This is a genomic window from Jatrophihabitans sp. (assembly GCF_046262535.1).
GTDB lineage: Bacteria > Actinomycetota > Actinomycetes > Mycobacteriales > Jatrophihabitantaceae > Jatrophihabitans.
Genome location: NZ_JBHEMO010000086.1, coordinates 1 through 24077, shown reverse-complemented (window position 1 = coordinate 24077; position 24077 = coordinate 1). Strand labels below are relative to the sequence as shown.

General features: G+C 70.9%; 23 protein-coding genes and 1 pseudogene. 13 read left to right on the top strand and 11 right to left on the bottom strand.

Translation table 11 applies throughout. The features are described 5' to 3' along the window. From ABR571_RS12735 to ABR571_RS12715, 5 genes are all read left to right on the top strand, one after another. A complete protein-coding gene (locus tag ABR571_RS12735) occupies positions 1-1167 on the top strand; it encodes a hypothetical protein (protein WP_409453591.1) in 1167 nt (388 codons plus the stop codon). A 28-nt stretch (positions 1168-1195) separates the two neighbouring features. After that, positions 1196-1978 (top strand): SDR family oxidoreductase, encoded by a 783-nt coding sequence (locus ABR571_RS12730; RefSeq protein ID WP_409453581.1) that lies wholly within the window; start codon positions 1196-1198, stop codon positions 1976-1978. Next, complete coding sequence (locus ABR571_RS12725; RefSeq protein ID WP_409453580.1) at positions 1978-3138, top strand: sulfotransferase family protein; 1161 nt, start codon at positions 1978-1980, stop codon at positions 3136-3138. The genes ABR571_RS12730 and ABR571_RS12725 overlap by 1 nt, the downstream gene beginning before the upstream one ends. A gap of 114 nt (positions 3139-3252) precedes the next feature. Continuing rightward, positions 3253-4239: a cation diffusion facilitator family transporter gene (locus ABR571_RS12720; RefSeq protein ID WP_409453579.1), complete on the top strand. Its 987-nt coding sequence runs from the start codon at positions 3253-3255 to the stop codon at positions 4237-4239. A gap of 38 nt (positions 4240-4277) precedes the next feature. After that, entirely contained in the window at positions 4278-5099 is an 822-nt protein-coding gene (locus ABR571_RS12715; protein ID WP_409453578.1) for an NAD-dependent protein deacetylase, read from the top strand. Here ABR571_RS12715 and ABR571_RS12710 read toward each other — a convergent pair. Together ABR571_RS12710 and folE are read right to left on the bottom strand one after the other, a co-directional pair. Next, positions 5096-6310, bottom strand: a complete 1215-nt coding sequence (locus ABR571_RS12710; RefSeq protein WP_409453577.1) for an NAD(P)/FAD-dependent oxidoreductase — start codon at positions 6308-6310, stop codon at positions 5096-5098. The two genes, ABR571_RS12715 and ABR571_RS12710, sit on opposite strands and share 4 nt — an antisense overlap. A gap of 23 nt (positions 6311-6333) precedes the next feature. Further along, on the bottom strand, positions 6334-6954 hold the full coding sequence (gene folE, locus ABR571_RS12705) for a GTP cyclohydrolase I FolE (RefSeq protein WP_409453576.1): 621 nt from the start codon (positions 6952-6954) through the stop codon (positions 6334-6336). A 107-nt stretch (positions 6955-7061) separates the two neighbouring features. On the opposite strand from folE, the gene ABR571_RS12700 reads away from it, so the two are divergent. The 6 genes and pseudogenes from ABR571_RS12700 (at position 7062) to ABR571_RS12675 (ending at position 12599) form a co-directional block, all read left to right on the top strand. Beyond that, positions 7062-7763, top strand: coding sequence for a helix-turn-helix transcriptional regulator (locus ABR571_RS12700; protein WP_409453575.1), 702 nt, complete (start codon positions 7062-7064; stop codon positions 7761-7763). A 76-nt stretch (positions 7764-7839) separates the two neighbouring features. Then, entirely contained in the window at positions 7840-8457 is a 618-nt protein-coding gene (locus tag ABR571_RS12695) for a LysE family translocator (protein WP_409453574.1), read from the top strand. A 109-nt stretch (positions 8458-8566) separates the two neighbouring features. Next, complete coding sequence (locus ABR571_RS12690; RefSeq protein ID WP_409453573.1) at positions 8567-9094, top strand: DUF3145 family protein; 528 nt, start codon at positions 8567-8569, stop codon at positions 9092-9094. Between the two features lie 40 nt (positions 9095-9134). Beyond that, positions 9135-10819: pseudogene (locus tag ABR571_RS12685) on the top strand (FAD-dependent oxidoreductase). Beyond that, positions 10819-12264: an ATP-binding protein gene (locus tag ABR571_RS12680; RefSeq protein WP_409453572.1), complete on the top strand. Its 1446-nt coding sequence runs from the start codon at positions 10819-10821 to the stop codon at positions 12262-12264. The pseudogene ABR571_RS12685 and the gene ABR571_RS12680 overlap by 1 nt, the downstream one beginning before the upstream one ends. Further along, positions 12261-12599, top strand: coding sequence for a UBP-type zinc finger domain-containing protein (locus tag ABR571_RS12675; protein WP_409453571.1), 339 nt, complete (start codon positions 12261-12263; stop codon positions 12597-12599). The genes ABR571_RS12680 and ABR571_RS12675 overlap by 4 nt, the downstream gene beginning before the upstream one ends. 1 nt (position 12600) lies before the next feature. On the opposite strand, the gene ABR571_RS12670 is transcribed toward ABR571_RS12675, so the two are convergent. The 9 genes from ABR571_RS12670 to ABR571_RS12630 all read right to left on the bottom strand — a co-directional run bounded on the left by ABR571_RS12670 (position 12601) and on the right by ABR571_RS12630 (position 22511). Further along, positions 12601-13251, bottom strand: a complete 651-nt coding sequence (locus tag ABR571_RS12670) for a response regulator (RefSeq protein WP_409453570.1) — start codon at positions 13249-13251, stop codon at positions 12601-12603. Next, the gene (locus ABR571_RS12665; RefSeq protein ID WP_409453569.1) at positions 13248-15245 is read right to left on the bottom strand and encodes a sensor histidine kinase; all 1998 of its coding nucleotides are present in this window, start codon (positions 15243-15245) and stop codon (positions 13248-13250) included. The genes ABR571_RS12670 and ABR571_RS12665 overlap by 4 nt, the downstream gene beginning before the upstream one ends. 37 nt (positions 15246-15282) lie before the next feature. After that, the gene (locus ABR571_RS12660) at positions 15283-15984 is read right to left on the bottom strand and encodes a hypothetical protein (protein WP_409453568.1); all 702 of its coding nucleotides are present in this window, start codon (positions 15982-15984) and stop codon (positions 15283-15285) included. A 96-nt stretch (positions 15985-16080) separates the two neighbouring features. Further along, entirely contained in the window at positions 16081-17493 is a 1413-nt protein-coding gene (locus ABR571_RS12655; protein ID WP_409453567.1) for an acyl-CoA carboxylase subunit beta, read from the bottom strand. Between the two features lie 7 nt (positions 17494-17500). Continuing rightward, complete coding sequence (locus ABR571_RS12650; protein WP_409453566.1) at positions 17501-18739, bottom strand: beta-ketoacyl-[acyl-carrier-protein] synthase family protein; 1239 nt, start codon at positions 18737-18739, stop codon at positions 17501-17503. Between the two features lie 10 nt (positions 18740-18749). Next, a complete protein-coding gene (locus tag ABR571_RS12645; protein ID WP_409453565.1) occupies positions 18750-18992 on the bottom strand; it encodes an acyl carrier protein in 243 nt (80 codons plus the stop codon). Positions 18993-19047: 55 nt separating this feature from the next. After that, positions 19048-20016 (bottom strand): beta-ketoacyl-ACP synthase III, encoded by a 969-nt coding sequence (locus tag ABR571_RS12640; protein WP_409453564.1) that lies wholly within the window; start codon positions 20014-20016, stop codon positions 19048-19050. 1 nt (position 20017) lies between these two features. Beyond that, positions 20018-21190: an acyltransferase domain-containing protein gene (locus ABR571_RS12635; protein ID WP_409453563.1), complete on the bottom strand. Its 1173-nt coding sequence runs from the start codon at positions 21188-21190 to the stop codon at positions 20018-20020. Positions 21191-21320: 130 nt separating this feature from the next. Next, on the bottom strand, positions 21321-22511 hold the full coding sequence (locus ABR571_RS12630) for a PucR family transcriptional regulator (RefSeq protein ID WP_409453562.1): 1191 nt from the start codon (positions 22509-22511) through the stop codon (positions 21321-21323). A gap of 40 nt (positions 22512-22551) precedes the next feature. Between ABR571_RS12630 and ABR571_RS12625 the strand changes: the two genes are divergently transcribed. Both ABR571_RS12625 and ABR571_RS12620 read left to right on the top strand, forming a co-directional pair. Next, positions 22552-23607 (top strand): PHP domain-containing protein, encoded by a 1056-nt coding sequence (locus ABR571_RS12625; protein ID WP_409453561.1) that lies wholly within the window; start codon positions 22552-22554, stop codon positions 23605-23607. A 7-nt stretch (positions 23608-23614) separates the two neighbouring features. Next, positions 23615-24077: pirin family protein (locus ABR571_RS12620; RefSeq protein WP_409453560.1), on the top strand; the 463-nt coding region annotated here is incomplete at its 3' end.

The window sequence follows — 24077 nt, the reverse complement described above, 5'->3', positions numbered from 1 at the left end:
GTGCTCACTCAGCCATTGGCCGACGCTATCGTTGAGGCCGAGAAGATCATCCGCGACGCCGCCCACGTCCGCACCGAGCAGGACGTCGTCGAGGGCCTCGACTACCTCGCCGGCAGCATCCGGGCCGCCGTCGCCTCGGCCTGGGGCTTCGAGCGGGACTTCCCGTACTTCATCCGGTCGGCGACGCCGTACACGAAGATCGGGCTCGACAATCCCGACACCCTTTACTTCAGCGCGCGAATCCGCGACGACGCCGAGTACGTGGTCACCGGCGTCCGCGGCACAACCGCCGATCTCAGCTTCCAGATCCTCAACGGGGACTACTCGCCGGCCGACGTGCCGGACAGCCTGAGCGCGTTCGACGACCGGGACATCCACATCAACCCCGACGGCACCTTCGAGTTGCGCTTCGGTCCGGCCAAGAACGACCCAGGGCCGAACTACTTCGTGCTCGGCCCGCGCGCGGCGATGCTGCTGGTGCGGGAGGTGTGGAGCGACTGGACCGCGCAGCCGGGACGGATCGCGATCCAGCGGGTCGACCGCGTCGGCCGGGCGCCGGAGCTGGGCGATGAGACCAAGCTCGGCAAGCGCTACAACGCGGCGGCCAAGACGCTCGTCCAGCAGCTGAAGACGTTCCTCCAGTTCCCGGAGTGGTTCTACCTGAAGCTGCCGGTGAACACGATGACCGAACCGCGGCTGACGCCAGGCGGCCTGGCGACCCAGTACTCGTCGGTCGGTCACTACGAGCTGGCCGACGACGAGGCGCTCATCGTCACAGTGCCGGCGTCCGACGCGCCGTATCAAGGCTTCCAGCTCGGGACGATGTGGTACGTGTCGATGGACTTCGTGAACCACCAGACGTCGCTGACCGGCGACCAGGCGCGCGTCGATCCCGACGGCATGCTGCGTTTCGTCGTCAGTGAGCAGAACCCGGGCGTGGCGAACTGGCTCGAGACCACCGGGCATCCGCGCGGCTACCTGCAGATCCGCTGGCAGCGCACCTCGCGCGAGTTCACGCCGGCCGACGGCCCGCGGGTCGACAAGGTGCGCTTCGACGAGATCGCCCAGAAGCTGCCTCACTACGAGCAGGCCCGCGTGACGCCCGATCAGTGGCAGGCGCGGCTCGCGGCGCGGCAGGCCGCCGTGGCGAACAGGATGCTGGGATGAGCGACGCGTGCGGTGCGAGGAGACGATCATGAGCGACGTCTTGCAGGACAAGGTTGTCGTCGTCGCCGGGGTGGGGCCCGGGCTCGGTCGATCGATCGCCTTGCAGTGCGCGAAGGCCGGCGCCGACGTCGTCCTCGCCGCCCGGACTGAGTCGCGCTTGGGTGAGGTCGCCGACGAGATCAAGCAGCTCGGCCGGCGCACGCTGCAGGTCGGCACCGACATCAACTCCGAGGAGTCCGCGCAGAACCTGGTCGACGCGACGCTGGCCGAGTTCGGCCGGCTCGACGCGCTCGTCAACAACGCATTCGCCATTCCGCCGCTGGGTGCTTTGCAGACGGTGGACTTCGAGCAGGTGCGCGCCGGCTTCGAGACGAACGTGCTCGGCGGGCTGCGGCTGACCAGGCTGTTCGTGCCGGCGCTGGCCGAGAGCGGCGGCAACGTCGTCATGATCAACTCGTCGGTCCTGCGGCACTCGAGCATGCCCTACGGCGCGTACAAGATGGCCAAGTCGGCGTTGCTCGCACTGGCCCAGGCGCTGGCCACCGAGCTCGGGCCGCAGGGGATCCGGGTGAACTCCGTCGCGCCGGGCTACATCTGGGCCGACACGCTGCAGAACTACTTCGCCTACCTCGCGAAGAAGCGGGGCGTAGAGGCGCAGGTCGTGTACGACGAGACGGCCGCCAACATGGATCTGCGCCGGCTGCCCGACCCGGACGCCATCGCCGACGCCGTCGTCTTCCTCGCCTCGACCATGGCGCGTGACATCACCGGACACTGCCTCGACGTCAACTGCGGCGAGTTCCACCACTGATGGCGGCTCCGCCTCGCGACAACGTCGGGACGGTCGAGGATCTCGAGGCCTCGGCGACGCGCCTCACTACGCTGACCGACTTCGGCGGCGGCGAGTACCGCGAAGGGCTGGCCGTCCTGCTCGAGTCCTACGCCAAGGACGAGCAGCTGACCGACCTCGGCCGACGCGTCAAACGCTCGGAGCTGCGCGGCGCCCTGGTGGCTCGCCTGCTGAGCGAGGCCGGGTTCAAGCAGGTCGCGGCCGACGACTCGCTGATCCGACGGCCGATCTTCGTCACCGGCCTGCCGCGCACCGGCACCACGGCGGTGCACCGGCTGCTCGCCGCCGACCCGTCCCATCAAGGCCTGGAGCAGTGGCTGTGCGAGATGCCGCAGCCGCGCCCGCCCCGCGAGACGTGGGCCGACAACCCGGTCTTCCAGCAGATCCAGAAGGGGTTCGAGGCCTTCTACGAGGCCAATCCGGGCTTCGGCGGCGTCCACTACATCGCCGCCGACACCGTCGAGGAGTGCTGGCAGCTGCTGCGGCAGTCGGCCATGTCGATCTCCTACGAGTCACTCGGGCACGTCCCGTCCTACTCGGCGTGGCTCCGCACGCAGGACTGGACGGCGGCTTATGCGCGGCACCGCCGGAACCTCGCCTTGATCGGCGCCAACGACGTCGAGAAGCGGTGGGTGTTGAAGAACCCCAGCCACTTGTTCGCGCTCGATGCTCTGTTCGCGGTCTACCCGGATGCTCTGGTTGTGCAGACGCACCGCGAGATGCGCACGACTCTCGCGTCCAGCTGCAGCCTCAGCTCGCTGGCCACTGTCGGTTACTCCACCCGCTTCGTCGGCGAGACGCTCGGCCGCGACCAGCTCGACCTGCTCAGCCGCGGGGCGGCGCTGACCATGACCGCCCGGGAGCGGCACGATCCCACCCACTTCTACGACGTCCGGTACCGCGACCTCGTCAGCGACCCGGTCGGCACGATCGAGGCGATCTACCGGTACTTCGACCTGCCGTGGTCCGTGGACGTCCGGGCCGCCGTCGCGGCCGAGGACGCGGCGAGCCGCACGGGGCACCGGACCCCGTCGCACAAGTACTCCCTCGCCGACTTCGGGATCGCCGAGGCCGAGGTCGACGAACGGTTCGCCGAGTACACCGCTCGTTACCTGCCCTGAGCGATCTTGTGCAGACTCGCGGGCGCCGGCCGGCGAGTCTGCACAAGATCGGCCCGGACAGTGACCCGGTTCCGCCTCGGATAGGGGCACCCGGACGCTGGGCAGGCTCGTCCCATGCCTGAGGTGAAGGAGCAGGACGAGGGCACGCTCACCGTCCTGCTCGCGCTGTTCGCCAATCTCGGTGTCGGCCTACTCAAGCTGGTCGCGGGCCTGATCAGCGGCTCGGGCGCACTGCTGTCCGAGGCCGCGCACTCGGCGGGGGACAGCACCACCGAGGTGCTCCTGCTCGTCGCCCAACGGCGCTCCCGCAAGCCGGCCGACGTCTCCCACCCGTTCGGCTACGGCAAGGAGCGCTACTTCTGGTCGATGCTCGCGGCGGTCGCCATCTACGTGTCCGGCGCCGCGTTCTCCGTCTACGAGGGCGTCACCACGATCTTCGGCGCCGGCGAGGACAGCAAGTACCTGTGGATCAACTACCCGGTGCTGCTCCTGGCCGCTGTGCTCGAGGGCCTCTCGCTGCGGCAGGCGGCCGGCCAGATGCGCAAGGAGACCGAGCGCACCAAACGCTCGCTGGCAGCCTACCTGCGCACGCCGCGCGACCCCACGGTCAACAGCGTCCTGCTCGAAGACACCGCGGCCATGATCGGCCTGGCGATCGCCGCTGTGGGCGTCGGGCTGCACCAGTTGACGGGGTCGAGCGTGTGGGACGGCGCCGCCTCCATCGCCATCGGCGCGCTGCTGCTCGCCGTGACCGCAGTGCTGGCTCGCGCCTGCCAGGCGCTGCTGATCGGACAGCAGGCCGATCCACGCCTCATCGACGCCGTCGTGCGGTTCCTCGAGGAGCAGCAGGAGGTGGACGACGTGGTCGACGTCCTGACGATGCTCACCGGCACCGACAGCGTCCTGCTGTGCACTCGCGTGGACTTCGTCGACTCCTTCTCCGCCGCCGACCTCGAGCTGGCGTGCGTGCGGGTGGACGAGCAGCTGCGCGAGAAGTTCCCGATGCTCGGCGAGGTCTTCATCCAGCCGGCTTCGCGCAAGAACAGCGCGTTGCGCCGCCGGGTCACCGACCGCTACGGGCACGCCCTCGCCGACGGCTGACGTCGGACAGTGCGAGTGACTTCAGGCACCATGGTCAGGTGACTGTCGCGCTCGATTCCGGCCTGCGCGATCTCGTGCACGCCGGCGGCGTCGTCGTCCTCAGCGGCGCGGGACTGTCCACCGACTCCGGCATCCCCGACTACCGCGGTCCGTCCGGCACCCGGCGCAAGCACGCCCCGATGACCTACCAGGCCTTCGTCGGCTCGCCGGCCGCGCGCCGCCGGTACTGGGCCCGCAGCTACCTCGGCTGGCGTCAGATCGCCGGGGCCGCGCCCAACGCCGGCCACTACGCGGTCGCCGCACTGCAGCGCGCCGGCCTCGTCGACGGCATCATCACCCAGAACGTCGACGGCCTGCACCGGGCCGCCGGAGCGACAAACGTCGTCGAGCTGCACGGCGGCCTGGACGTGGTGCTGTGCCTGTCCTGCGGCCTACGCGAGGGCCGGACATCGTTGGACGCCCGGCTGCGTGCCGCGAACCCGGATTTCGCCACCGCGGCCGGGCACATCAACCCCGACGGCGACGCCGAACTGTCCGACGAGCAGCTCGACGGGTTCGTGCCGGCGGGCTGCGCCTACTGCGACTCCGACCTGCTCAAGCCCGACGTCGTGTTCTTCGGCGAGAACGTGCCGCGGCCCCGGGTGGACGAGTGCTACGCCCGCGTCGAAGCCGCGGCCGCCCTGCTCGTGCTCGGCTCGTCCCTCACCGTCATGTCCGGGCTGCGTTTCGTCCGGCGGGCCGCCGCCTTGAAGATCCCGGTGGCCATCGTCAACCAGGGCGCCACCCGCGGGGACCCGCTGGCCACGCTCAAGATCGACGCGCCCCTCGGCGAGGTGCTTCCCGCCCTCGCTGCGGGTTAGCGCCCGACCTCGGCGAACGGCACCGCGGCGTCCACGAGCCGATCTGGTGACACGACGACGTTTCCGGCGATCAACGGCTTGATCTCGTCGACGACGTCCCAGACGTTGACGTTCATCGCGGCCTGGATGCGGTCGTCCGCGTCGAGCCAGAACGCGACGAACTCGCGCCCGCTGACCTCGCCTCGGACCACCACCTGCGAGTACGAGCCGGCCGGTGCGTTGCCGATGTACTCCATGCCCAGGTCGTACTGGTCGCTGAAGAAGTACGGCAGCTCGTCGTAGGTCGTCTCGCCGCCGAGCAGCGCGGCCACGGCCGACGCCGGCTGGTTGAGCGCGGTCGCCCAGTGCTCGACGCGCACCCGTCGACCCAGGACGGGATGCTGGTGGTTGGCGATGTCACCCACGGCGAACACGTTCGGGTCGCTGGTGCGCAAGGAGCCGTCGACCAGGACGCCGTTGTCGACGTCGAGGCCGGCCGACGCGGCGAGTTCCGTGCGGGGACGGACACCGACGCCCATCACCACGGCGTCTGCGGGCACCTCGGTGCCGTCGGCGAGCCGGACGCCGGTCGCGGTGACCTCCGTCAGGGCCACACCGAGGCGGAGGTCGACTCCGTGCTCCCGGTGCAGGTCGGCGAACACGGAGGCCATGTCCGTTCCCAGCACCGCGAGCAGCGGCAACGCGGCCGCTTCGAGGATGGTGACATCACTACCGGCCTCGCGGGCCGCGGCGGCGACTTCGAGCCCGATCCAGCCGCCGCCGATGATGACGAGCCGGTGCCCGGAGCCGAACGTCGCGCGGATCGCCTCGGCGTCGTCCCGGGTACGGAGCAGCAGCGCCCGCTCGGCCCCCGGGATCGGCAGCCGCCGCGGCTCCGACCCGGTGGCCAGGACGACGGCTCCGTAGCCCACTCGCGAGCCGTCGGCCAGCACGACCTCCTGCGCCGGCCGGTCAAGGACCACCACCTCGACCCCGCACCGCAGCTCGACGTCGTTCTCGGCGTACCACTCCTGCGGGTGCACGAGCGCCTCGTCGAACTCCGCCTTGCCGGCGAGGTAGGCCTTCGACAGGGGAGGCCGCTCGTAAGGTGGCAGCGCCTCGGCGCCGAGCAGCGTCACCGGGCCCGAGTAACCCTGAGCCCGAAGCGCCTCGGCCGCTTTCGCGCCGGCCAGTCCCGCGCCCACGATCACCACGCTCGACGGTTCGGTCACCGGAGCCTCCTTTCGTCCGGCGGTCATCCGCCGAGCCTGGTCAGTGCGAAGAACTCCTGGCGTGAGCGCGGGTCGTCGCGCAGTGCCCCCAGCAGCGCCGACGTGACCGTGGTGGAACCGCTGGCCCGCACACCACGGACGGTCATACAAGTGTGCTCCGCTTCGATGACGACGCCCACTCCCGCCGGTTCGAGGTTGTCGGACAGCCAGCCGGCCACCTGCTTGGTCAGTCGCTCCTGGACCTGCGGCCGGGCGGCGAAGTGGCCGACGACGCGGGCCAGCTTGGACAACCCAAGGATGCGCTCGCGCGGCAGGTACCCGACGTGGGCCACCCCCACGAACGGCAGCAGGTGGTGCTCGCACACCGAGCGCAGCGGGATGGAGCGCGCCAGCACGAGTTCGTCGTAGCCCTCGTCGTTGGGGAAGGTCGTGAGATCGAACTCAGGCGTCGAGAACAGCTCGGCGTAGGCCCGGGCCATGCGACCGGGCGTACCGCGGACGCTCTCGGTGTCGGTCGGGATGCCGAGCGCCCGCAGGAAGTCGGCGGCCGCTTGCTCGGCTGCGATCAGATCGACGCTGGACGCGGGCGGGGCGACCCGCAGGGCGGGATAGTCGGCGCGCGCGGCGCGCGCGGCGGTGGTCATCGTTCGTGCCGTATGAATATCACAAACGTAGCTTGGTTTTATTCGCGCTCCGCGTCAATACCTATGCCTCGATTGCTTTAGCCAACCAGATTGGCTTTAATCGGCTGATGGACCGGTCAGCGGTCGCGGCGATCGCCGCGCTGGACGACGACGTCCGGCACGCGCTGTACGCGTACATCCGCGGCGCCGGCACACCGGTGACTCGCGAGAGTGCGGCCGAGGCGGTGGGCATCTCCCGCAAGCTGGCGGCCTTTCACCTCGACAAGCTCGTGGAGCTCGGCGTCCTGCGATCCGGCTTCGCGACCGGCACGATCCGGCGGGTGGGCCGGGTGCCGCGGGTATACGAGCCCGCCGTTGCCGACATCGCGGTGCACGTGCCTGAGCGCACCCCCGAGCTGCTGGCCGGCATCCTCGTCGAGGCGGTCGTCGGGACCGCCGACGCCCAGTCCGACGCGCACGCCCAAGAGGCGGCACGGCGTGTCGCCCGCCGGCGCGGCGCCGCGCTCGGCCGCCGCGCCCGCGACGAGGCGCGCCCGGGCCGCCTCGGGGTCGAGCGGGCCACCGCGCTGGCCTCCGACGTGCTCGCCGCCGAGGGCTTCGAGCCCTATCGCGTCGGGCCCACAGTTCGTCTGCGCAACTGCCCGTTCCACCCGCTGGCCGCGACGGCTCCGGAGTTCGTGTGCGGGCTGAACCACGAGTACGTGACCGGCCTGGTCGAAGGCATCGGGGCCGACGGCCGGCTGGCCGCCGAGCTGGCGCCGCGCCCGGGGGAGTGCTGCGTCGCGATCGGGCCGGGGAGCCGGCCGTGACCCCGGGCTGATCGGCCGGGCCGCGAACCGGCCAATGGCCAGGGCAGGGATCGCCGCGACGCCCTAGAGTCAGGCCATGCTGCTCGCCCTGGCCGCGTTCACCGTGGCCGCCGTGCTGATCGTGCTGCTGCCCGGCCCGGACACGCTCGTCACGATCCGCAGCATCGTCCGGGGCGGGCGCTCGAGCGGTACGGCCACCGCCGGCGGGATCCTGGTCGGGCTCACGATCTGGATCTGTGTGGCCGCGCTCGGACTGGCGGCGGTGCTGCGGGCCAGCGAGGTCGCCTACGCCGTCCTGCGGATCGTCGGCGCCTGCTATCTCGTCTGGCTCGGCGTGCAGTCGCTGCGGGCGATGCGGCGGGGCGCCCCGGCGGTCGACGACGGCGCGCGGCGCGGGCTGCTCGGCACCGGCTTCGCGGCCGGGCTCACCACGAACCTGCTCAACCCCAAGGTCGGCGTGTTCTTCGTGACCTTCCTGCCCGGCTTCGTCCCGTCGGGCTACCCCGTGGGGGCCACCTCGCTGTTGTTCGGTGCCGATTTCCTCGTGCTCTCGGTCATCTACTACGTCGTCCTGCTCGCTCTGGCGAGCAAGGTGACGGCCTGGATGGCCGCGCCCCGCGTGCGACGCCGGATGGACGCCTTGACCGGCACGGTGCTGGTCGGGTTCGGAATCCGACTCGCCGTCGAATCCTGAGCCGCTTTCCACTGGCGTAACAGGGGACTCATGCGTCACAATGGACGCACACCTTTCGAGAAGACGGACCGCTGGGGAAGGCGTAGCCGTCGAATCAGGGAGGTGTGCGATGACGAACGCCCGCACCGAAGGCAGCCGCGCTGTGCCCAGCACACGCGGCGTTGTCTACATGCACTGCTGCCCGTCGGCTCTCGCCCCGCATGTCGAGTGGGCGCTCGCCGGCGTCCTCGGCCGCCCGGCGCGGCTGCAGTGGGCCGGCCAACCCGTCGCGCCGACGCACCTGCGCGCCGAAGCGACCTGGACCGGGTCGGTCGGTACCGCCGCCCGCCTCGCCGCCTCCCTGCGGGCCTGGCCGATGCTCGTCTTCGAGATCACCGAGGACGGCACGTCCATCAGCGACGGCGAACGGCTCGCCTATCTGCCCGGTCGCGGTTTCCACCGCGCCACGACGTCCGCGAACGGTGACGTCGTCGTCGGTGAGGAGCGGCTGCGCGGTCTGATGAACCGGGCGCGGTCGGCTGACGACTTCCAGCACGGGCTGACGGAACTGCTCGGTACCTCGTGGGACGCCGAGCTCGAGCCGTACCGCGCGGGCGGCGACGGCGCGCCGGTGACGCTGCTCCACCAAGTCGTCTGACGCCGGTTCTGGGTGGCGCGCCGACCGTAGGCTCTTCGGCGTGGATGTACCCAGTGGCCGGCGCGACACGGCGCGCAGCTCGATCCTGACCGTTGACGACGACCCGGCCGTGTCTCGGGCGGTGGCCCGCGACCTGCGCCGGCGCTACGGCGACACCTACCGCAGCGTCCGCGCCGAGTCCGGCGAGCAGGCCCTCGACGCCCTGCGCGAGATGAAGCTGCGCGGCGAGACGGTGGCGGTGCTGTTGGCCGACTACCGCATGCCGCAGATGAGCGGCCTCGAGTTCCTCGAGGCGGCGATGGACCTCTACCCGGGTGCCCGCCGGATCCTGCTCACCGCCTACGCCGACACCGACGCCGCGATCAGCGCGATCAACGTCGTCGATCTCGACTACTACCTGCTCAAGCCGTGGGACCCGCCGGAGGAGAAGCTCTACCCGGTCATCGACGCACAGCTCGAGGCCTGGGCCGCCGTGGACCACACCCCGGTACCCGAGACGAAGGTCGTCGGCCACCGCTGGTCGGCCCGGTCGTCGCAGGTGCGCGAGTTCCTGGCCCGCAATCAGGTGCCCTACCGCTGGTACTCCTCGGAAACGCCGGAGGGCGTCCGGTTGCTCGAGGCCGCCGGCGCCGACGGCCGCGAGCTGCCGCTCGTCATCACCATCGAGGGCAAGCCGCTCGTCGCGCCGAGTGACAGCGAGCTGGCCGGCCACGTCGGCCTCACCACCGCACCGGCCAAGGACTTCTACGACATCGTCGTGGTCGGCGGCGGCCCGGCCGGGCTCGGGTCGGCGGTGTACGGCGCGTCCGAGGGGCTGCGGACTGTGCTGGTCGAGCGCGTCGCCACCGGGGGCCAGGCCGGCCAGAGCTCGCGGATCGAGAACTACCTCGGTTTCCCCGACGGAGTGTCCGGCGCGCAGCTGACCGAGCGGGCCCGCCGGCAGGCCGTGAAGTTCGGCGCCGAGGTCATCACCACTCGCGACGCGGTTGGCCTCGAGGTGAACGGGTCCGCCCGCACGGTCCGCTTCGACGACGGGACGTCCGTAGACGCGCACACGGTCATCCTCGCGATGGGCGTCTCGTACCAGAAGCTGGACGCCGATGGACTCGACCGGCTGACCGGCCGCGGCGTGTATTACGGCTCGGCGCTCACCGAGGCGGCCAACTGCACCGACCAGGACGTCTACATCGTCGGCGGGGCCAACTCGGCCGGGCAGGCGGCGGCCTACCTCGCCCGCGGCGCCCGTTCGGTGACGCTGCTGGTGCGGGGCAGCTCGCTGGAGAGCTCGATGTCCTACTACCTGGTCCAGCAGCTGTCCCAGATCGACCGCATCACCGTCCGCACCTGCACCGAGGTCGTCGTCGCGCACGGCGAGGACCACCTCGAACAGCTGACACTGCGCGACAACGTGACCGGCGCGACCGAGACCGTCGACGCCGGCTACCTGTTCGTCTTCATCGGCGCGGCGCCGCGCACCGACTGGCTGGACGGGGTCGTCACGCGCGATTCGCGCGGTTTCGTGGTCGCCGGTCCCGACCTCGCCGTCGACGGCACGGCGACGCGGGGTGGATCCTGGAGCGTTCGCCGTTCCATCTGGAGACGAGCGTGCCTGGCGTCTTCACCGCGGGTGACGTCCGGGCCGAGTCGGCCAAGCGGGTCGCGTCAGCCGTCGGCGAAGGCGCGATGGCCGTGATGCTCGTCCACCGATATCTCGAGGGGTTGTAATGGCCGAGACTGGCGAACAACGAGTCCTCTGTGACATCGACGAACTGCGCACGCTGTTCCTGTTCGAGGCGCTGAGCGACGAGCAGCTGCGCTGGCTCTGCGCCCGCGGTTACGTCGAGACCCATGACCCGGGTTACGTGGTTCGTGAGGGCGAGCCCGCCCAGTGCCTCTACGTCCTGCTCGACGGGACGATCGCCCTGTCCCGCCGGGTCGGCGACGAGGATGTCGAGACGACCCGGACCAGCGCACGCGGCGCCTACGCGGGCGCGTGGGCCGCGTTCCTCGAGGACGGGGTCCCGCAGACGTACAACGCGTCGGTGCGGGCCATCACGCCGGTCCGGTTCTTCACGCTGAGTGCCCACGATTTCACCGAGCTCATGCGGCGCTGGTTCCCGATGGCGCTGCATCTGCTCGAGGGCGTCTTCTACGGCACGCGCAACACCCAGCGCGTCGTCGGAGACCGGGAACGCCTGCTGGCCCTGGGGTCACTGTCCGCGGGGTTGACCCACGAGCTGAACAATCCGGCCGCTGCGGCCGTCCGGGCCACGTCCTCGCTGCGGGAGCGCGTTGCCGGGATGCGGCACAAGCTGGCGCTGATAGCCGGCGGCGCGTGGGACCGCAGCCAGCTCGAGACCCTCATCGGACTCCAGGAGCGGGCCGTCGAGCAGGTCGCCAAAGCGCCCGAACTCAGCCCGCTCGAAGCCTCCGACCGCGAGGACGAGCTGACCGACTGGTTCGAGGACCACGGCATCCGCGCCGCCTACGACCTCGCCCCGGTCTACGTGCAGGCCGGCCTGGACGTGGCGTGGCTCGACCAGGTGCTCGGGCTGGTCGACGAGGAGATGCTCGAAGGCGCCGTCCGCTGGCTCAACTACACGCTCGAAACCGAGCTGCTGATGAACGAGATCGAGGACTCGACCACCCGCATCTCGACCCTCGTGTCGGCGGCCAAGCAGTACTCGCAGATGGACCGCGCCCCGCACCAGGTCCTCGACGTCCACGAGCTGCTGGACAGCACGCTGGTCATGCTCAGCCGCAAGATCGGCGACGTCCACGTGGTCAAGGAGTACGACCGGACGCTGCCCGACATCCCGGTCTACGGAGCCGAGCTGAACCAGGTGTGGACGAACCTCATCGACAACGCGCTGCAGGCCATGGATGGCGAGGGCACCCTCATGATCCGTACCGGACGGTCCGGCGAGGACATGCTGCAGGTCGAGATCGGCGACACCGGCCCGGGAATTCCCGACGACCTGGTCTCGCGCATCTTCGAGCCGTTCTTCACCACCAAGCCGGTGGGCCAGGGCACCGGGCTGGGGCTCGACATCTCGTGGCGCATCGTCGTCAACAAGCACCGCGGTGATCTGTCGGTTCAGTCGGTGCCGGGCGACACGCGCTTCATCGTCCGACTGCCGCTGCGTGACCACGAGGAGGACGCGTCATGACCGGGATCGATCCCGCGGTTGCCCCTTCCGGCGATGGCTGCGTCGAATGCGATGCGGCCGGTGGCTGGTGGGTGCACCTGCGCCGCTGCGCCGCTTGCGGGCACATCGGCTGCTGCGACTCGTCGCCGTCTCAGCACGCCGGCAAGCACGCGGCCGAGAGCGGCCATCCGATCGTGCAGAGCTTCGAACCGGGCGAGGATTGGTTCTGGGACTACGCGCGCGAGGACTACTACGACGGGCCGCGGCTCGCCGATCCGCAGTCCCACCCGGCCGACCAGACCGTGCCCGGGCCGCACGAGCGGGTGCCGGCCGACTGGCGCAGCCACGTCCACTGAACTAGTGCGGCATGTTCCCGTTGCGCAGCCGCTGGGCCAGGAGGGCCGCCTGGGTCCGGTCACTGACTTGCAACTTGTCGAGGATGCGCGACACGTAGTTCTGGACGGTCTTGTGCGACAGCTGTAGCCGCCGGGCGATCTGCGCGTTGCTGTGCCCGTCGGCCAAGAGCTGGAGGATCTCCGTCTCCCGCTCGGTCAGCTGCTGCCCGCCGACGCTCGGCCGGTTCACGGCCGGACTGGAGGCGCGTTCGAGGATGCGGCGAGCGACTCCCGCGCCGAAGACCGCTCCGCCTGACGCGACCGCCTGAACGGCGGCGCCGATCTCGTCCCCGGTCGCGCCCTTGAGGACGTAGCCGCGAGCGCCCGCGTGCATCGCGGCCACGACCGTGTCGTCGTCGTCGACCATGGTGACCACGAGGACAGCCGGTGGGCGGGGCGAGTCGGTTATCGCCCTTGTCGCCTCCACTCCGGAAATCCCGGGCAGGTTGAGGTCCATGAGCACGACATCCACATCGTCCTGAGCCGCGCGGGTGACGGCGTGTTCACCGTCGGCCACCGCTCCCACTACCTCGACGGAGTCGAGCGCCGCGAGCAGGCCCCGCAGGCCCTCGCGGAAAACAGGGTGGTCGTCGACGATCAGTACCCGGATCATTGCGACCTCCGCGCCAACGGGATCTCGGCCTGGATGCGGGTACCGACGGTACTGACCACGGCCAGGGTGCCACCGATCTCCTCGGCCCGTTCCCGCATGGTGTCGAGACCGTGTCCCGCACCGGCGTCCAGCGTCAAGCCGCGCCCGTCGTCGTCGACGCAGAGCCGCAAGGTGTCGCCGCAGCCCTGTAGCCGGACGGCACACCGTCCTGCACCGGAATGTCGCACCACATTCGTGACGGCTTCGTTCACGATTCGAAAGACCGCGACTTCGACGGCGGCCGGCAGCGCAGGGACCTCGTCAGCCTCCAAGCCGACCTCGACCGTCGAGCCGACCGTGAGGCGCGCGAGCGTCTCGCGCAGCGCACCTACGAGCCCGAGTTCGTCGAGAGCGGGCGGGCGAAGTCCCTCGACCACGCGGCGGACGTCGATCATGGTCGCGCGCATCTCGTCACGGAGCAGGGCGAGGCTTCGCGCCGCCTCGGACGCGGGCTCCAGCGCACGGGCGGCCACCTCCAGACGCAGGAGATGCCCGGCGAGCGCCGGGCCAAGTCCGTCGTGCAGATCGCGTCGGAGCCGTCGGCGTTCCTCCTCACGAGCCCGCACGAGTCGTTCTCGAGCCGTCCGCAGCTCCGCATTCAGGCCATGGGCGTGCAACAGGCCGCCGATGTGGCCGGCGAGATCGTGCAGGAGGGTCACGTCGCGCGGGCGGAGCAGAGTCGTCGGCACGTAGGACAACGTCCCCACGGGTGCACCGAACGCGACGAGTGGGAGCCGGCGGGCCGCGCCGTCCGACTGGGTGCTACCGGCGAGCACGTGACCACGGCTGTCCTCGATCCGGACGTTGCGCAGGGCGAGGGTCGCCTCGAGTTCCATCGCCACGTCGGCCAGCAACCGGTCCACGTCGGCCGAGGCCTCCAGGTTCTGCCCCAGCGCGGCCAGCACCTCGTAGGGATCGTCCCACCGGCCGAACATCAGCCGGTTGACTCCTCGCTGGAGCGAGTCCCGCAGCGGCGCGAACGAAATGGCGACGGCGGCCGCTCCGATCCACGGTAACCAGGACGCACCCCTTCGATCGAGCACGCTCCCGACCCCGGCGATGACCAGCGCGTAGATGCCGACGATCACCGCGGACAGCGTGACCCAGACCAGGGTTCGGTTCGCCGCGGTGGCGAGGTCGTAGAGATCGCGGGCGAGCACGGCGAAGCCGAGAACGAACGGGATGGGTAGCAGGGTCACCGCGAACGCCCATGCGCCACCCAGGCCGGCGACCGAGAGCGGCGCCGCGATGAGGGCGAACGCTGCTCCAGCGGCAAGCATCCCGATCTGCTGTCGACGCAGCGCACTGCTGCGCCGATATCGGCTGACCAGCTGGGCGACGGCGCCGAGCGCGGTGCCGGCCGCCAACAGCAGTCCGAGCCCGGACGCCGGGTCGGCAACCGCGTTGAGCGCAGAGGTCGACAGCGGGTTGTGCCATTCGTGCAGTTCGGTCACCTGCGCGTGGCTGGCGAAGGTGGACCCGATCAATTGCGCACCGAGCGTCACCAGGAACAGGCGGGGCAGCCAGCGCCAGCGCCCGGCCTCGGCGCTGCCGTCCGGGAAGTACATGGGGATCGCGATCGTCAGGACCAGCCAAGCCAGCGCGCGCACATCGGACCCGATGACCGCCCAGGCCGATGCGCCCGGCACGCTGCCGGGGGCATGCAGCAAGCTGCGGTCGGCGAGCTCGAGGAGGGCTATGCCGACTTCCATCCCCATGCCGCCGGCCAGCATCAGCCAGCCGATCCGGTTGCCCGGGCGGGCCAGGGCGACCACGGCGCCGACGAGCGCGAACGCCGTTGCGTCCACGGCGAGCAGGCCGGGCACCAAGAGTCGACCGCCGTCTGCGGACCTGACCCACAGCGAGACGCAGCCGCTCGTCACCGTGAGCAGGAGTGCTCCGGTGACGAGCGCTGCGTGCGGTCCCACGCGCCGTTGGCCGGCGTGTTCGGTCACGGTTGACATGGTGCCGCGCGGAACGGTTATCGGCACGTCATGCGGTGACGACGCTTCGCGACGTCGGCACGGACGCTGCCGTTCGCCGGGTCCGCAGCAAGTGGATGCCGATCACCACGTACAGCGCGCTCTCCAGCATGAAGGCGAGCTGCTGCGTGCCCGCTCCGACGCCGAGCGGAGACGCCAGGCAGACCGAGCCGACCGCCACGGTGAGACCGGCCAGCCAGCTCGGCAAGGAGCGGCTGGTCAACGCCGCGCTTCCCACGCAGATCAGGAAGACGCCTTGGATCCCGATCGAGATGAAGAAGGCGATGTCACCCGATTCGTTGAGCGCGCGCAGGGTGGCAAGGGACGCGCCGTGGTGGCCGTCGTACACCGCCGCCATCTGGACCGCCTCGGCCGTGACGGTCGCAGCGGCGGTCAGGACGCCCATCGCCGCGATCACCGATGCGAGCCAGCCGGAGATCTCCGTGCCGGTGCGGAAGAGACGTGCGGCCATCAGTGCCGCCAGCACGAAGATGATCGCGCCGATCGTCTCGACATAGCTCCCCGTGACCTTGGTGATCATGGAGGAGTCGACGAAGTGCTTGAGATAGCTCGCGCGGCCGGCGTCGAGCTCGGGCGCTCCGCCGGTCACCGCCGCACCGCCGAAGGACAGCACGAGGTAGGCGATCAACAGGCCGCCGAGGATGCGACGCAGCGGTCGGCTCGTTTCGGAGGTTGGTGCGGTACTTGTCATGGCAATTCCCTCGCAGTCGTGAATGGACGATGCGAGGAAGAGTGCCGCGCGCGGTTCCCAGCCTGTAGAGCATCGGCGCCCAGGCCGCCCGGGAAGTTAGAGGGGGATGTTGCCGTGCGCGCCGCGTCCGGCCGGTGCGGCGGCCAGCGCCTCGGCCAGCGCCGAGCGGGTGTCGGACGGGTCGATCAGTTCGTCGACCACGCCGAGCTCCATGGCCCGGCCGACGCCGCCGGCCAGCCGTTCGTGCTCCTCGGCCAGCTGGGCGTGCAGCACCTCGCGTTCCCCGGGCGGGGCGGCGGCGAGCTTCTTGCGGTGCAGGATGCCGACCGCGGCCGACGCGCCCATGACCGCCACCTCGGCGCCGGGCCACGCGAAGACCCGGGTGGCCCCGAGCGAGCGGGAGTTCATGGCGATGTACGCGCCGCCGTAGGTCTTACGGGTCACGAGGGTCACCCGCGGCACCACCGACTCGCCGAAGGCGTGCAGCAGCTTGGCGCCGCGGCGCACGATGCCGTCCCACTCCTGGCCGACGCCGGGCAGGTAGCCGGGCACGTCCACCAGCACGACCAGCGGGACGCCGAAGGCGTCGCACATCCGCACGAAGCGAGCCGCCTTCTCGGCGGACGGCGAGTCGAGGCACCCGCCGAGGCGCAGCGGGTTGTTCGCGATGACCCCGATCGTGCGCCCGGTCAGACGTCCCAGACCGGTCACGATGTTCGGCGCCCACTTGGCGTGCATCTCGAAGAAGCCGCCCTCGTCGAGGACCGACGAGACGACCGGGTGGACGTCGTAGGCCCGCTTGGGGTTCTCCGGCAGCAGCGCGCTGACGTCGCGGCGCGGGCCGATCCGGGTGAGGTCGAACGAGCCCTGGTCGGCGAGCAGGGCGGTAACGGTGCGGGCCGCGGTGATCGCGGAGGCCTCGTCGTCGGTGACGACGTGCACGACGCCGCTGCGCCGGCCGTGGGTGTCGACCCCGCCCAGTGATTCCATGTCGACGTTCTCGCCGGTGACCGAGCGGACGACGTCGGGTCCGGTGACGAAGACCCGCCCGCCGGTGGCCATGATGACGACGTCGGTGAGCGCCGGTCCGTAAGCCGCGCCGCCGGCCGCCGGGCCCAGCACGACCGAGATCTGAGGAACCCGTCCGGATGCGCGGATCATCGCCTGGAAGACAAGACCGATCGCGTGCAGCGCCTCGACGCCGTCGGCCAGCCGCGCGCCGCCGGAGTGCCACAGCCCGATGACCGGCACCCGCTCGCGCACGGCCAAGTCGATCGCGTCGACGATATGCAGGCAGCCGGCTGCGCCCATCGCGCCGCCCATCACGGTGGCGTCGGTGCAGAACGAGGTGGCCGGGCTGCCCGAGACGAGCCCGCGGGCGGCGACCACGCCGGTGTCGTCGCGGGGCCGCAGCAATTCCATCGTCCCGGCGTCGAAGAGGTTCTGGAGCCGGAGAACCGGGTCGCGCGGGTCCAGCTCGGTGGCCGGTGGGTTCGCCAGAGCAGTCATGCAGACATCAGGCCTTTCGGAAGAGCAAGGCGACGTTGTGGCCGCCGAATCCGAACGAGTCGTTGAGGGCCGCGGACACCGGCATCTCGCGGGCCTTGTCGGGGATGTCGACCCGGATGTCGTCGTCCGGGTCGTCGAGGTTGATCGTCGGCGGAACGACGTCGTTGCGCACCGAGAGGACGGTGGCGATCGCCTCGATCGCGCCCGCGGCACCGAGGAGGTGGCCGGTCATCGACTTGGTGGCGCTCACGACCGTCTGCTCGCCGAGGAGCTCGGCGATCCAGCGTGCTTCGGCGCCGTCGCCGACCGGCGTGGACGTGGCGTGCGCGTTCACGTGCACGACGTCGGACGCGTCCAGGCCGCCGCGGCGCAAGGCGGACAGCGCGGCCCGCTGCTGACCGTCACCGGTGGGCGACGGCGCGACGATGTCGTAGGAGTCCGCGGTGATGCCGGCTCCGGCGAGCACCGCATAGGGGGTGCGACCGCGGGCCGCAGCCGACGACGCCCGTTCGATCACGAGAACGCCCGAGCCTTCGCCGAGGACGAAACCGTCGCGATTCTTGTCGAACGGCCGCGACGCGCGTTCGGGCTCGTCGTTGCGGGTGGACATCGCCCGCATCTGCGCGAACCCGGCGATGTTCAGCCGGTGGATGCACGCTTCGGTACCGCCGACGACCACGACGTCGGCCCGGCCGAGCTGGATGAGGTCCAGTCCGTGGGCGACGGCCTCAGCGCCCGACGCGCAGGCGCTGACCGTGGTGTGCACGCCCGCCTGCGCGCCGACCTCGAGGCCGACGTAGGCCGCCGGCCCGTTGGGCATGTTCATCGGGATCATCAGCGGGGAGACCCGGTCCGGGCCCTTGTCGAGCAGGATGTCGTACTGGCCCAGCAGCGAGGTGACCCCGCCGATGCCGGTGCCGATGACGACCGCGACCCGGGTCGGGTCGAGCCCGTTGTCCTCCGCGCGGCCGGTGAAGCCGGCGTCCGCCCACGCTTCGCGGGCCGCGACAAGCGCGGCCTGCTCACTGCGGTCGAGCCGGCGGGCCTGCACCCGGGCGAGCGCGGTGGCCGGGTCGACGGCCATCGGTGCTCCGATGCGGACGGAGAGGCCTTCGGACCAGTCCGGCAAGGGGACGACGCCCGACCGGCCCTCCAGCAGGTTCGTCCAAAAGGTCGCGACGTCCCCGCCGAGGGGCGTGGTTGCGCCGAGACCGGTGACGACGACGTCGTCGGGGGAGGAACTCACAAGTGGGAACTCAATTCTGTCCGTGTTGCTCGATGTAGGAGATCGCGTCGCCGACGGTCTTCAGCTCGGAGAGCTTGTCGTCGGGGATCTTGGCGTTGAACTTCTCCTCGACGGCCATGGCCACCTCGACCATCGACAGCGAGTCGACGTCGAGATCGTCGACGAAGCTCTTCTCCGGCGTGACGTCCTCGGGATTGACGTCGGCGACCTCCTGGAGGATGGCGGCGAGCTCTTCGAGGATGTTGTCGGCCACGGTGGCGGGTTCCTTTCGATCGGTGGACGCTGCTCGGTCGAGCGGCACTGGAACGTTACGGGGCGAGCACGACCTGGCCGGCATAAGCGAGGCCGGACCCGAAGCCGAGGATCAGTACGGGCGCACCGGATGCGATCTCCCCGGCCTCGACCATCCGGGACAGCGCGAGGGGGATCGTGGCGGCCGACGTGTTGCCCGAGGTGACGATGTCGCGGGCGACGATCGCGTTGGGCAGGCCGATCCGGCGAGTCAATGCGTCGATGATCCGCAGGTTCGCCTGGTGCGGCACGAACACCGCGATGTCCTCGAGCGCGACGCCGGCCCGGCGGCAGGCCTCGACGGCGATCGGGGCCATCTGACCGGTGGCCCACCGATACACCGTCTGGCCTTCCTGCTGGAAGAACCGTGAGTCCTTGTCGATGGTGACGGTCTGGGCCTGCTCGCCGTCGCTGCCCCAGACGACCGGTCCGATGCCGGGGGTGTCGGCTGGTCCGATGACAGCGGCACCGGCTCCGTCACCGAGGATGATGCAGGTGCTGCGGTCGGTCATGTCGATCCAGCCGCTGAACCGCTCGGCGGCCACGACCAGCGCGTTGCGGGCCTGGCCGGTCTGCACGGCGGCCGACGCGGCGTTGAGCGCGTACACGAACCCGGAGCAGCCCGAGTTCACGTCATAGGCACCCGGAGCGTCGATTCCCAGCCGGTAGGCCAGCGTCGGCGCGGCAGCCGGGACGGGACTGTCCAGGGTGCAGGTGGCGACTAGCACCAGGTCGACGTCGGCGCTCGAGATGCCACTCGCGGCCAGCGCCTTGCTACCGGCCTGCTCGGCCATGTCGACCACGGTCTCGTCCTGGTCGGCCCAGCGTCGTTCGGCGATGCCCACCCGGCTCTTGACCCATTCGTCGTCGGTGTCGACGCCGCGGGCGATCAGATCGAAGTTGGTGACGACGTTGGCCGGGCGGTAGTGGCCCAGGCCGAGGAGGCGGGTGGCCGGCGCACCACGTGGCGTGGACAGCACGGTCACGTCAGTAGCCCGATCCATCGGCCAGGCGGGCCACGGGCAGGCCGGCCGCCACGATGTCGCCGTCGTTGCGGAGCCATTCGGCCAGCACACCGGCCTCGGCGGCGACGATCGGGTGCTCCTCGCGGTTGGTGCGCACGGTGCCGAGGCGGGCGCCGCGGGCGACCTGTTCGCCCTCGTCGATCGACTCGGTGCGGGTGAACACGCCCTTGGCCGGGGTGACGACCACCCGGAACTCCGGAGTGTGTTCGCCCTGCCCGTGCTGCGGGCGGCTGGCGACGAGGGCGCGGGCGCGGTCGAGATCGTCCGGGCTCTTGACGGCCACGATCTCGACGCCGGGAAGCTCGCGCTTGGCGATACCGGCCAGGACGCCGCCCGGCGCGAGCTCGACGAGACCGCTGACGCCGAGGTCGAGGCACGACCGCAGGCACTCGTCCCACCGCACGGGCAGGGTGACCTGCCGGACGAGGCGGGCCAGCAGGTCGGTGCCGGTGACGACGGCGGCGCCGTCGGCGTTGGACAGCAGGATGGGACGCGGATCGGCGACGGTGATGCTCGCGGCGTAGGCGCCGAGTGCCTCGGCGGCCGGCGCCATGAAGTGTGTGTGGAACGCGCCGGCAACGGCCAGCGGGCGCACCCGGGCGCCGGACGGCGGCTCGGCCGCGAGCTTCTCCAGTGCGTCCAGAGCACCAGCGGCGACGATCTGGCCGGCGCCGTTGCGGTTCGCCGCGGTCAGCCCGGCGCCTTCGATGGCGGCGACGATCTCGTCGGCGTCCCCTCCGAGGACGGCCGACATGCCGGTCGGGGTGAGCGCACAGGCCGCGGCCATCTCGGCTCCGCGGCGGGCGGCGAAGGCCACGGCCTCGACCGGCGACAGCGCGCGGGACACGGCCGCGGCGGTCAGCTCACCGACGCTGTGGCCGGCGACCACGCGCTCGGTGCCGGGTTCTAACTGCAGTTGCCCCGCGGCGATCACGCCGAGCGCGACCAGCAGCGGTTGGGTGACGGCCGTGTCCTTGATCTCGTCGGCCGACGCCGTCGTGCCGAGCCGGGCGAGATCCAGGCCGGTGACCTCGGAGAACTCCGCCACCTGCTCCAGCACCCCGGGCAATTCGAGCCACGGGGCGAGCATGCCGGGCGACTGCGCGCCCTGGCCAGGTGCAAAGACTGCGATCACACCATCCACAATGACGCGTCGAGCGGGCATCGCGCGACCGCGACACGGACAGGGTTACCCGCCCTGTTTTGTAGGTATTCACCAAACCGCCGCCGTTATTGCGGGGATGTAGCGCCGACACGTTGTCGGGTTAAGTCAAGGTTTCCAATCGGCCGAGAACGAGGGCGATCCGTAACGTCAGCGCCCCGCGGGCGTCGGTGGGCACCTCGCCGCACACCTCGGCGACGCGCCGCAGCCGGTAGCGGACGGTGTTGGCGTGCACGAAGAGCGCCCGCGCGGTCGCCTCCAGAGCACCCCCGGCATCCAGGAACGCGGCCAGGGTGTCGACCAGGACGTCGCCGGCCTGGACGAGCGGCACGTACACGTTCTCGACCAGCTGGGCGCGGGCGTCGGCGTCGCCGGCCAGGGCCCGCTCGGGCAGCAGGTCGTCGGCGCTGACCGGCCGGGGCGCCCCCGGCCAGGCCTGCACCGCGCGCTGACCGCTCAGCGCGGCCTGGGTCACCATCGTGGCCGCGGTGAGGTCCTTCGCGGGTGGCCCCACGACCACAGGCCCGTCGCCGAAGGCGGGCAGCAGCGCGGTGGCGACCTCGATCGGGTCGCTGGCGCCGCCGACGACCACGACCAAGCGGTCGCCGTGGACGCCGGCCATGGCGTCGAAGCCGAGGCGCCGCGTCCGCGAGTGGACCGTGGCCAGCGCGTGATCGGGCGACCCTTCGGGCGCGGTCCCCACGATCGCGGCGATGGGGCCGGCGTCGTGCCAACCCAGGGCGGCGAGCTGGCTGGGCAACGGGTCGCCGACGACGGACCCGCTGACCAGGGCGTCCATCACCAGGGCCTCCAGCCGCCGGTCCCAGGACCCGCGGTCCTCGGCCGCGCTCGCGTAGACGCGCGCGGCGGCGAACGCGATCTCCCGGCTGAAGCGCAGCAGCTCCTCACGTACCAGCGACTGCTCGCCAGGGCCGGCCAATGTCGGCAGGTTGTCCTCGGCGACGGCGATCGCGGTGCGCACGAGCTCGACGGTGTGCTGCAGCGTCACCGAGCGCGCCATCGCCTGCGGCGCGGTCGCGAAGACCTCGCCGGTGAGCCGCAGGACGTCATCGGGGGAGCGCAGCCAGTCGACGTAGGACTGCAGGCCGGCCTGGGCGACCAGTGTCACCCACGAGCGCTGGTCCGACGGCAGCTCGCGGAACCACGGCAGCTCGTCGTCCATCCGGGCCACACTTTGCGTCGCGAGCCGACCGGTCGCCTGCTCGATGCGCCGGATCGTCTCGGCGTCGATGCCCGGTCGCCGGGGACCGTCGTCCGCTTCGCCGCCGTCCACGGGGCCAGCCTGCCACTCGAGGCCTCGCTACGGTTGATCCGTGCCCGATGCCCGAGACCCGGCGGCCGATCTGCGGCAGATCGCGTTCCTGCTCGAACGGTCCCGCGAACCCACGTACCGCGTCCGCGCCTTCCGCACCGCGGCGTCGGTTGTCGAGGGGCTGGACCCGGCCGAGGTCGCGTCCCGCGCACAGGCGGAGACGCTCAAGGAGCTCTCCGGGATCGGCGAGAAGACCGCGCGATGCATCACCGAATCGCTGAACGGTGAGGAACCGGCCTACCTGCGCCGGCTGCTCGCGATCGACGAGGAGCCGATGGACGAGGCGACCGCGGCGCTACGGGCGGCGTTGCGCGGCGACTGCCATACGCACTCGGACTGGTCCGACGGCGGTTCCCCGATCGTCGAGATGGCGGCCGCTGCCCGCGCCCTCGGCCACGACTACATCGTCCTGACCGACCACTCGCCCCGGCTGACGGTGGCCAACGGCCTGTCCGCCGAGCGGCTCGAGCAGCAGCTGGACGTCGTCGCCGAACTGAACGCCGGCTATGCCGCGGAGGGCGGCACCCCGTTCCGAATCCTGACCGGCATCGAGGTCGACATCCTCGACGACGGGACGCTGGACCAGAAGCCGTCCTTGCTGGCCCGGCTCGACGTTGTGGTGGCCAGCGTGCACTCCAAGCTGCGGATGCCGGCCACGGAGATGACGCCGCGGATGATCGCGGCGATCGCCAACCCGCACACCGACATCCTCGGCCACTGCACCGGCCGCATGATCACCGGCGGCCGCGGCACCCGGGCGGAGTCGGACTTCGACGCCGAGCTGGTGTTCGCTGCCTGCGAGCAGATGGGGGTGGCCGTCGAGATCAACTCTCGGTTCGAGCGGCTCGACCCGCCGAAGCGACTGCTCCGCCTGGCGGTCGAGATGGGCTGCCTGACGTCCATCGACACCGACGCGCACGCGCCCGGACAGCTCGCGTGGCAGCGCAACGGCTGCGAACGGGCGGTCGACTGCGAGGTGCCGGTCGAGACAGTCGTCAACAGCTGGAGGCTCGACGACCTGCTCGCCTGGACCGCCGACCACTCTGTCCGTCCCTGACCGCTCGATGATCTCCGTTCACCGCGCGGCGGACCGGTATCGCACGGACCAACCCGGCATCACCACCTGGCACAGCTTCTCGTCCGGTCCTCACTACGACGCCGACAACCTGGCGTTCGGGCCGGTCGTGGCTTGCGACGAGCATCTGGTCGACCCCGCCAGTGGATTCGAAGATCACCCGCACGCCCGCGTCGAACTCGTCAGCTGGGTGCTCGAGGGATCGCTCGAGCACGAGGACGCAACCGGCCGCACACGCGTCGTCGTGCCGGGGAAGGCTCAGTACCAGCTGGCCGGCACCGGTATCCGGCACGCCGAGCGGAATGCGTCGCGCAGCGCTCCGCTGCACTTCGTCCAGTTCTGGTTGGTGACCGACGAGGATGTCCCCGACTACGACCTGGCGGTGCCGCCCCTCAACCTCGCCGCCGGCCGGTTCTCGGTCCGGCGCGCGTGCGATGAGCAAGCGTTGCCGA

What these genes read in the sequence shown, in the direction of transcription:
- ABR571_RS12700 (WP_409453575.1), top strand. Translation starts at nt 7,062, where the DNA reads ATGGACCGGTCAGCGGTCGCGGCGATCGCCGCGCTGGACGACGACGTC.
- ABR571_RS12655 (WP_409453567.1), bottom strand. Translation starts at nt 17,493, where the DNA reads ATGACTGCTCTGGCGAACCCACCGGCCACCGAGCTGGACCCGCGCGAC.
- ABR571_RS12680 (WP_409453572.1), top strand. Translation starts at nt 10,819, where the DNA reads ATGGCCGAGACTGGCGAACAACGAGTCCTCTGTGACATCGACGAACTG.
- ABR571_RS12675 (WP_409453571.1), top strand. Translation starts at nt 12,261, where the DNA reads ATGACCGGGATCGATCCCGCGGTTGCCCCTTCCGGCGATGGCTGCGTC.
- ABR571_RS12660 (WP_409453568.1), bottom strand. Translation starts at nt 15,984, where the DNA reads ATGACAAGTACCGCACCAACCTCCGAAACGAGCCGACCGCTGCGTCGC.
- ABR571_RS12695 (WP_409453574.1), top strand. Translation starts at nt 7,840, where the DNA reads ATGCTGCTCGCCCTGGCCGCGTTCACCGTGGCCGCCGTGCTGATCGTG.
- folE (WP_409453576.1), bottom strand. Translation starts at nt 6,954, where the DNA reads ATGACCACCGCCGCGCGCGCCGCGCGCGCCGACTATCCCGCCCTGCGG.
- ABR571_RS12720 (WP_409453579.1), top strand. Translation starts at nt 3,253, where the DNA reads ATGCCTGAGGTGAAGGAGCAGGACGAGGGCACGCTCACCGTCCTGCTC.
- ABR571_RS12670 (WP_409453570.1), bottom strand. Translation starts at nt 13,251, where the DNA reads ATGATCCGGGTACTGATCGTCGACGACCACCCTGTTTTCCGCGAGGGC.
- ABR571_RS12730 (WP_409453581.1), top strand. Translation starts at nt 1,196, where the DNA reads ATGAGCGACGTCTTGCAGGACAAGGTTGTCGTCGTCGCCGGGGTGGGG.
- ABR571_RS12690 (WP_409453573.1), top strand. Translation starts at nt 8,567, where the DNA reads ATGACGAACGCCCGCACCGAAGGCAGCCGCGCTGTGCCCAGCACACGC.
- ABR571_RS12725 (WP_409453580.1), top strand. Translation starts at nt 1,978, where the DNA reads ATGGCGGCTCCGCCTCGCGACAACGTCGGGACGGTCGAGGATCTCGAG.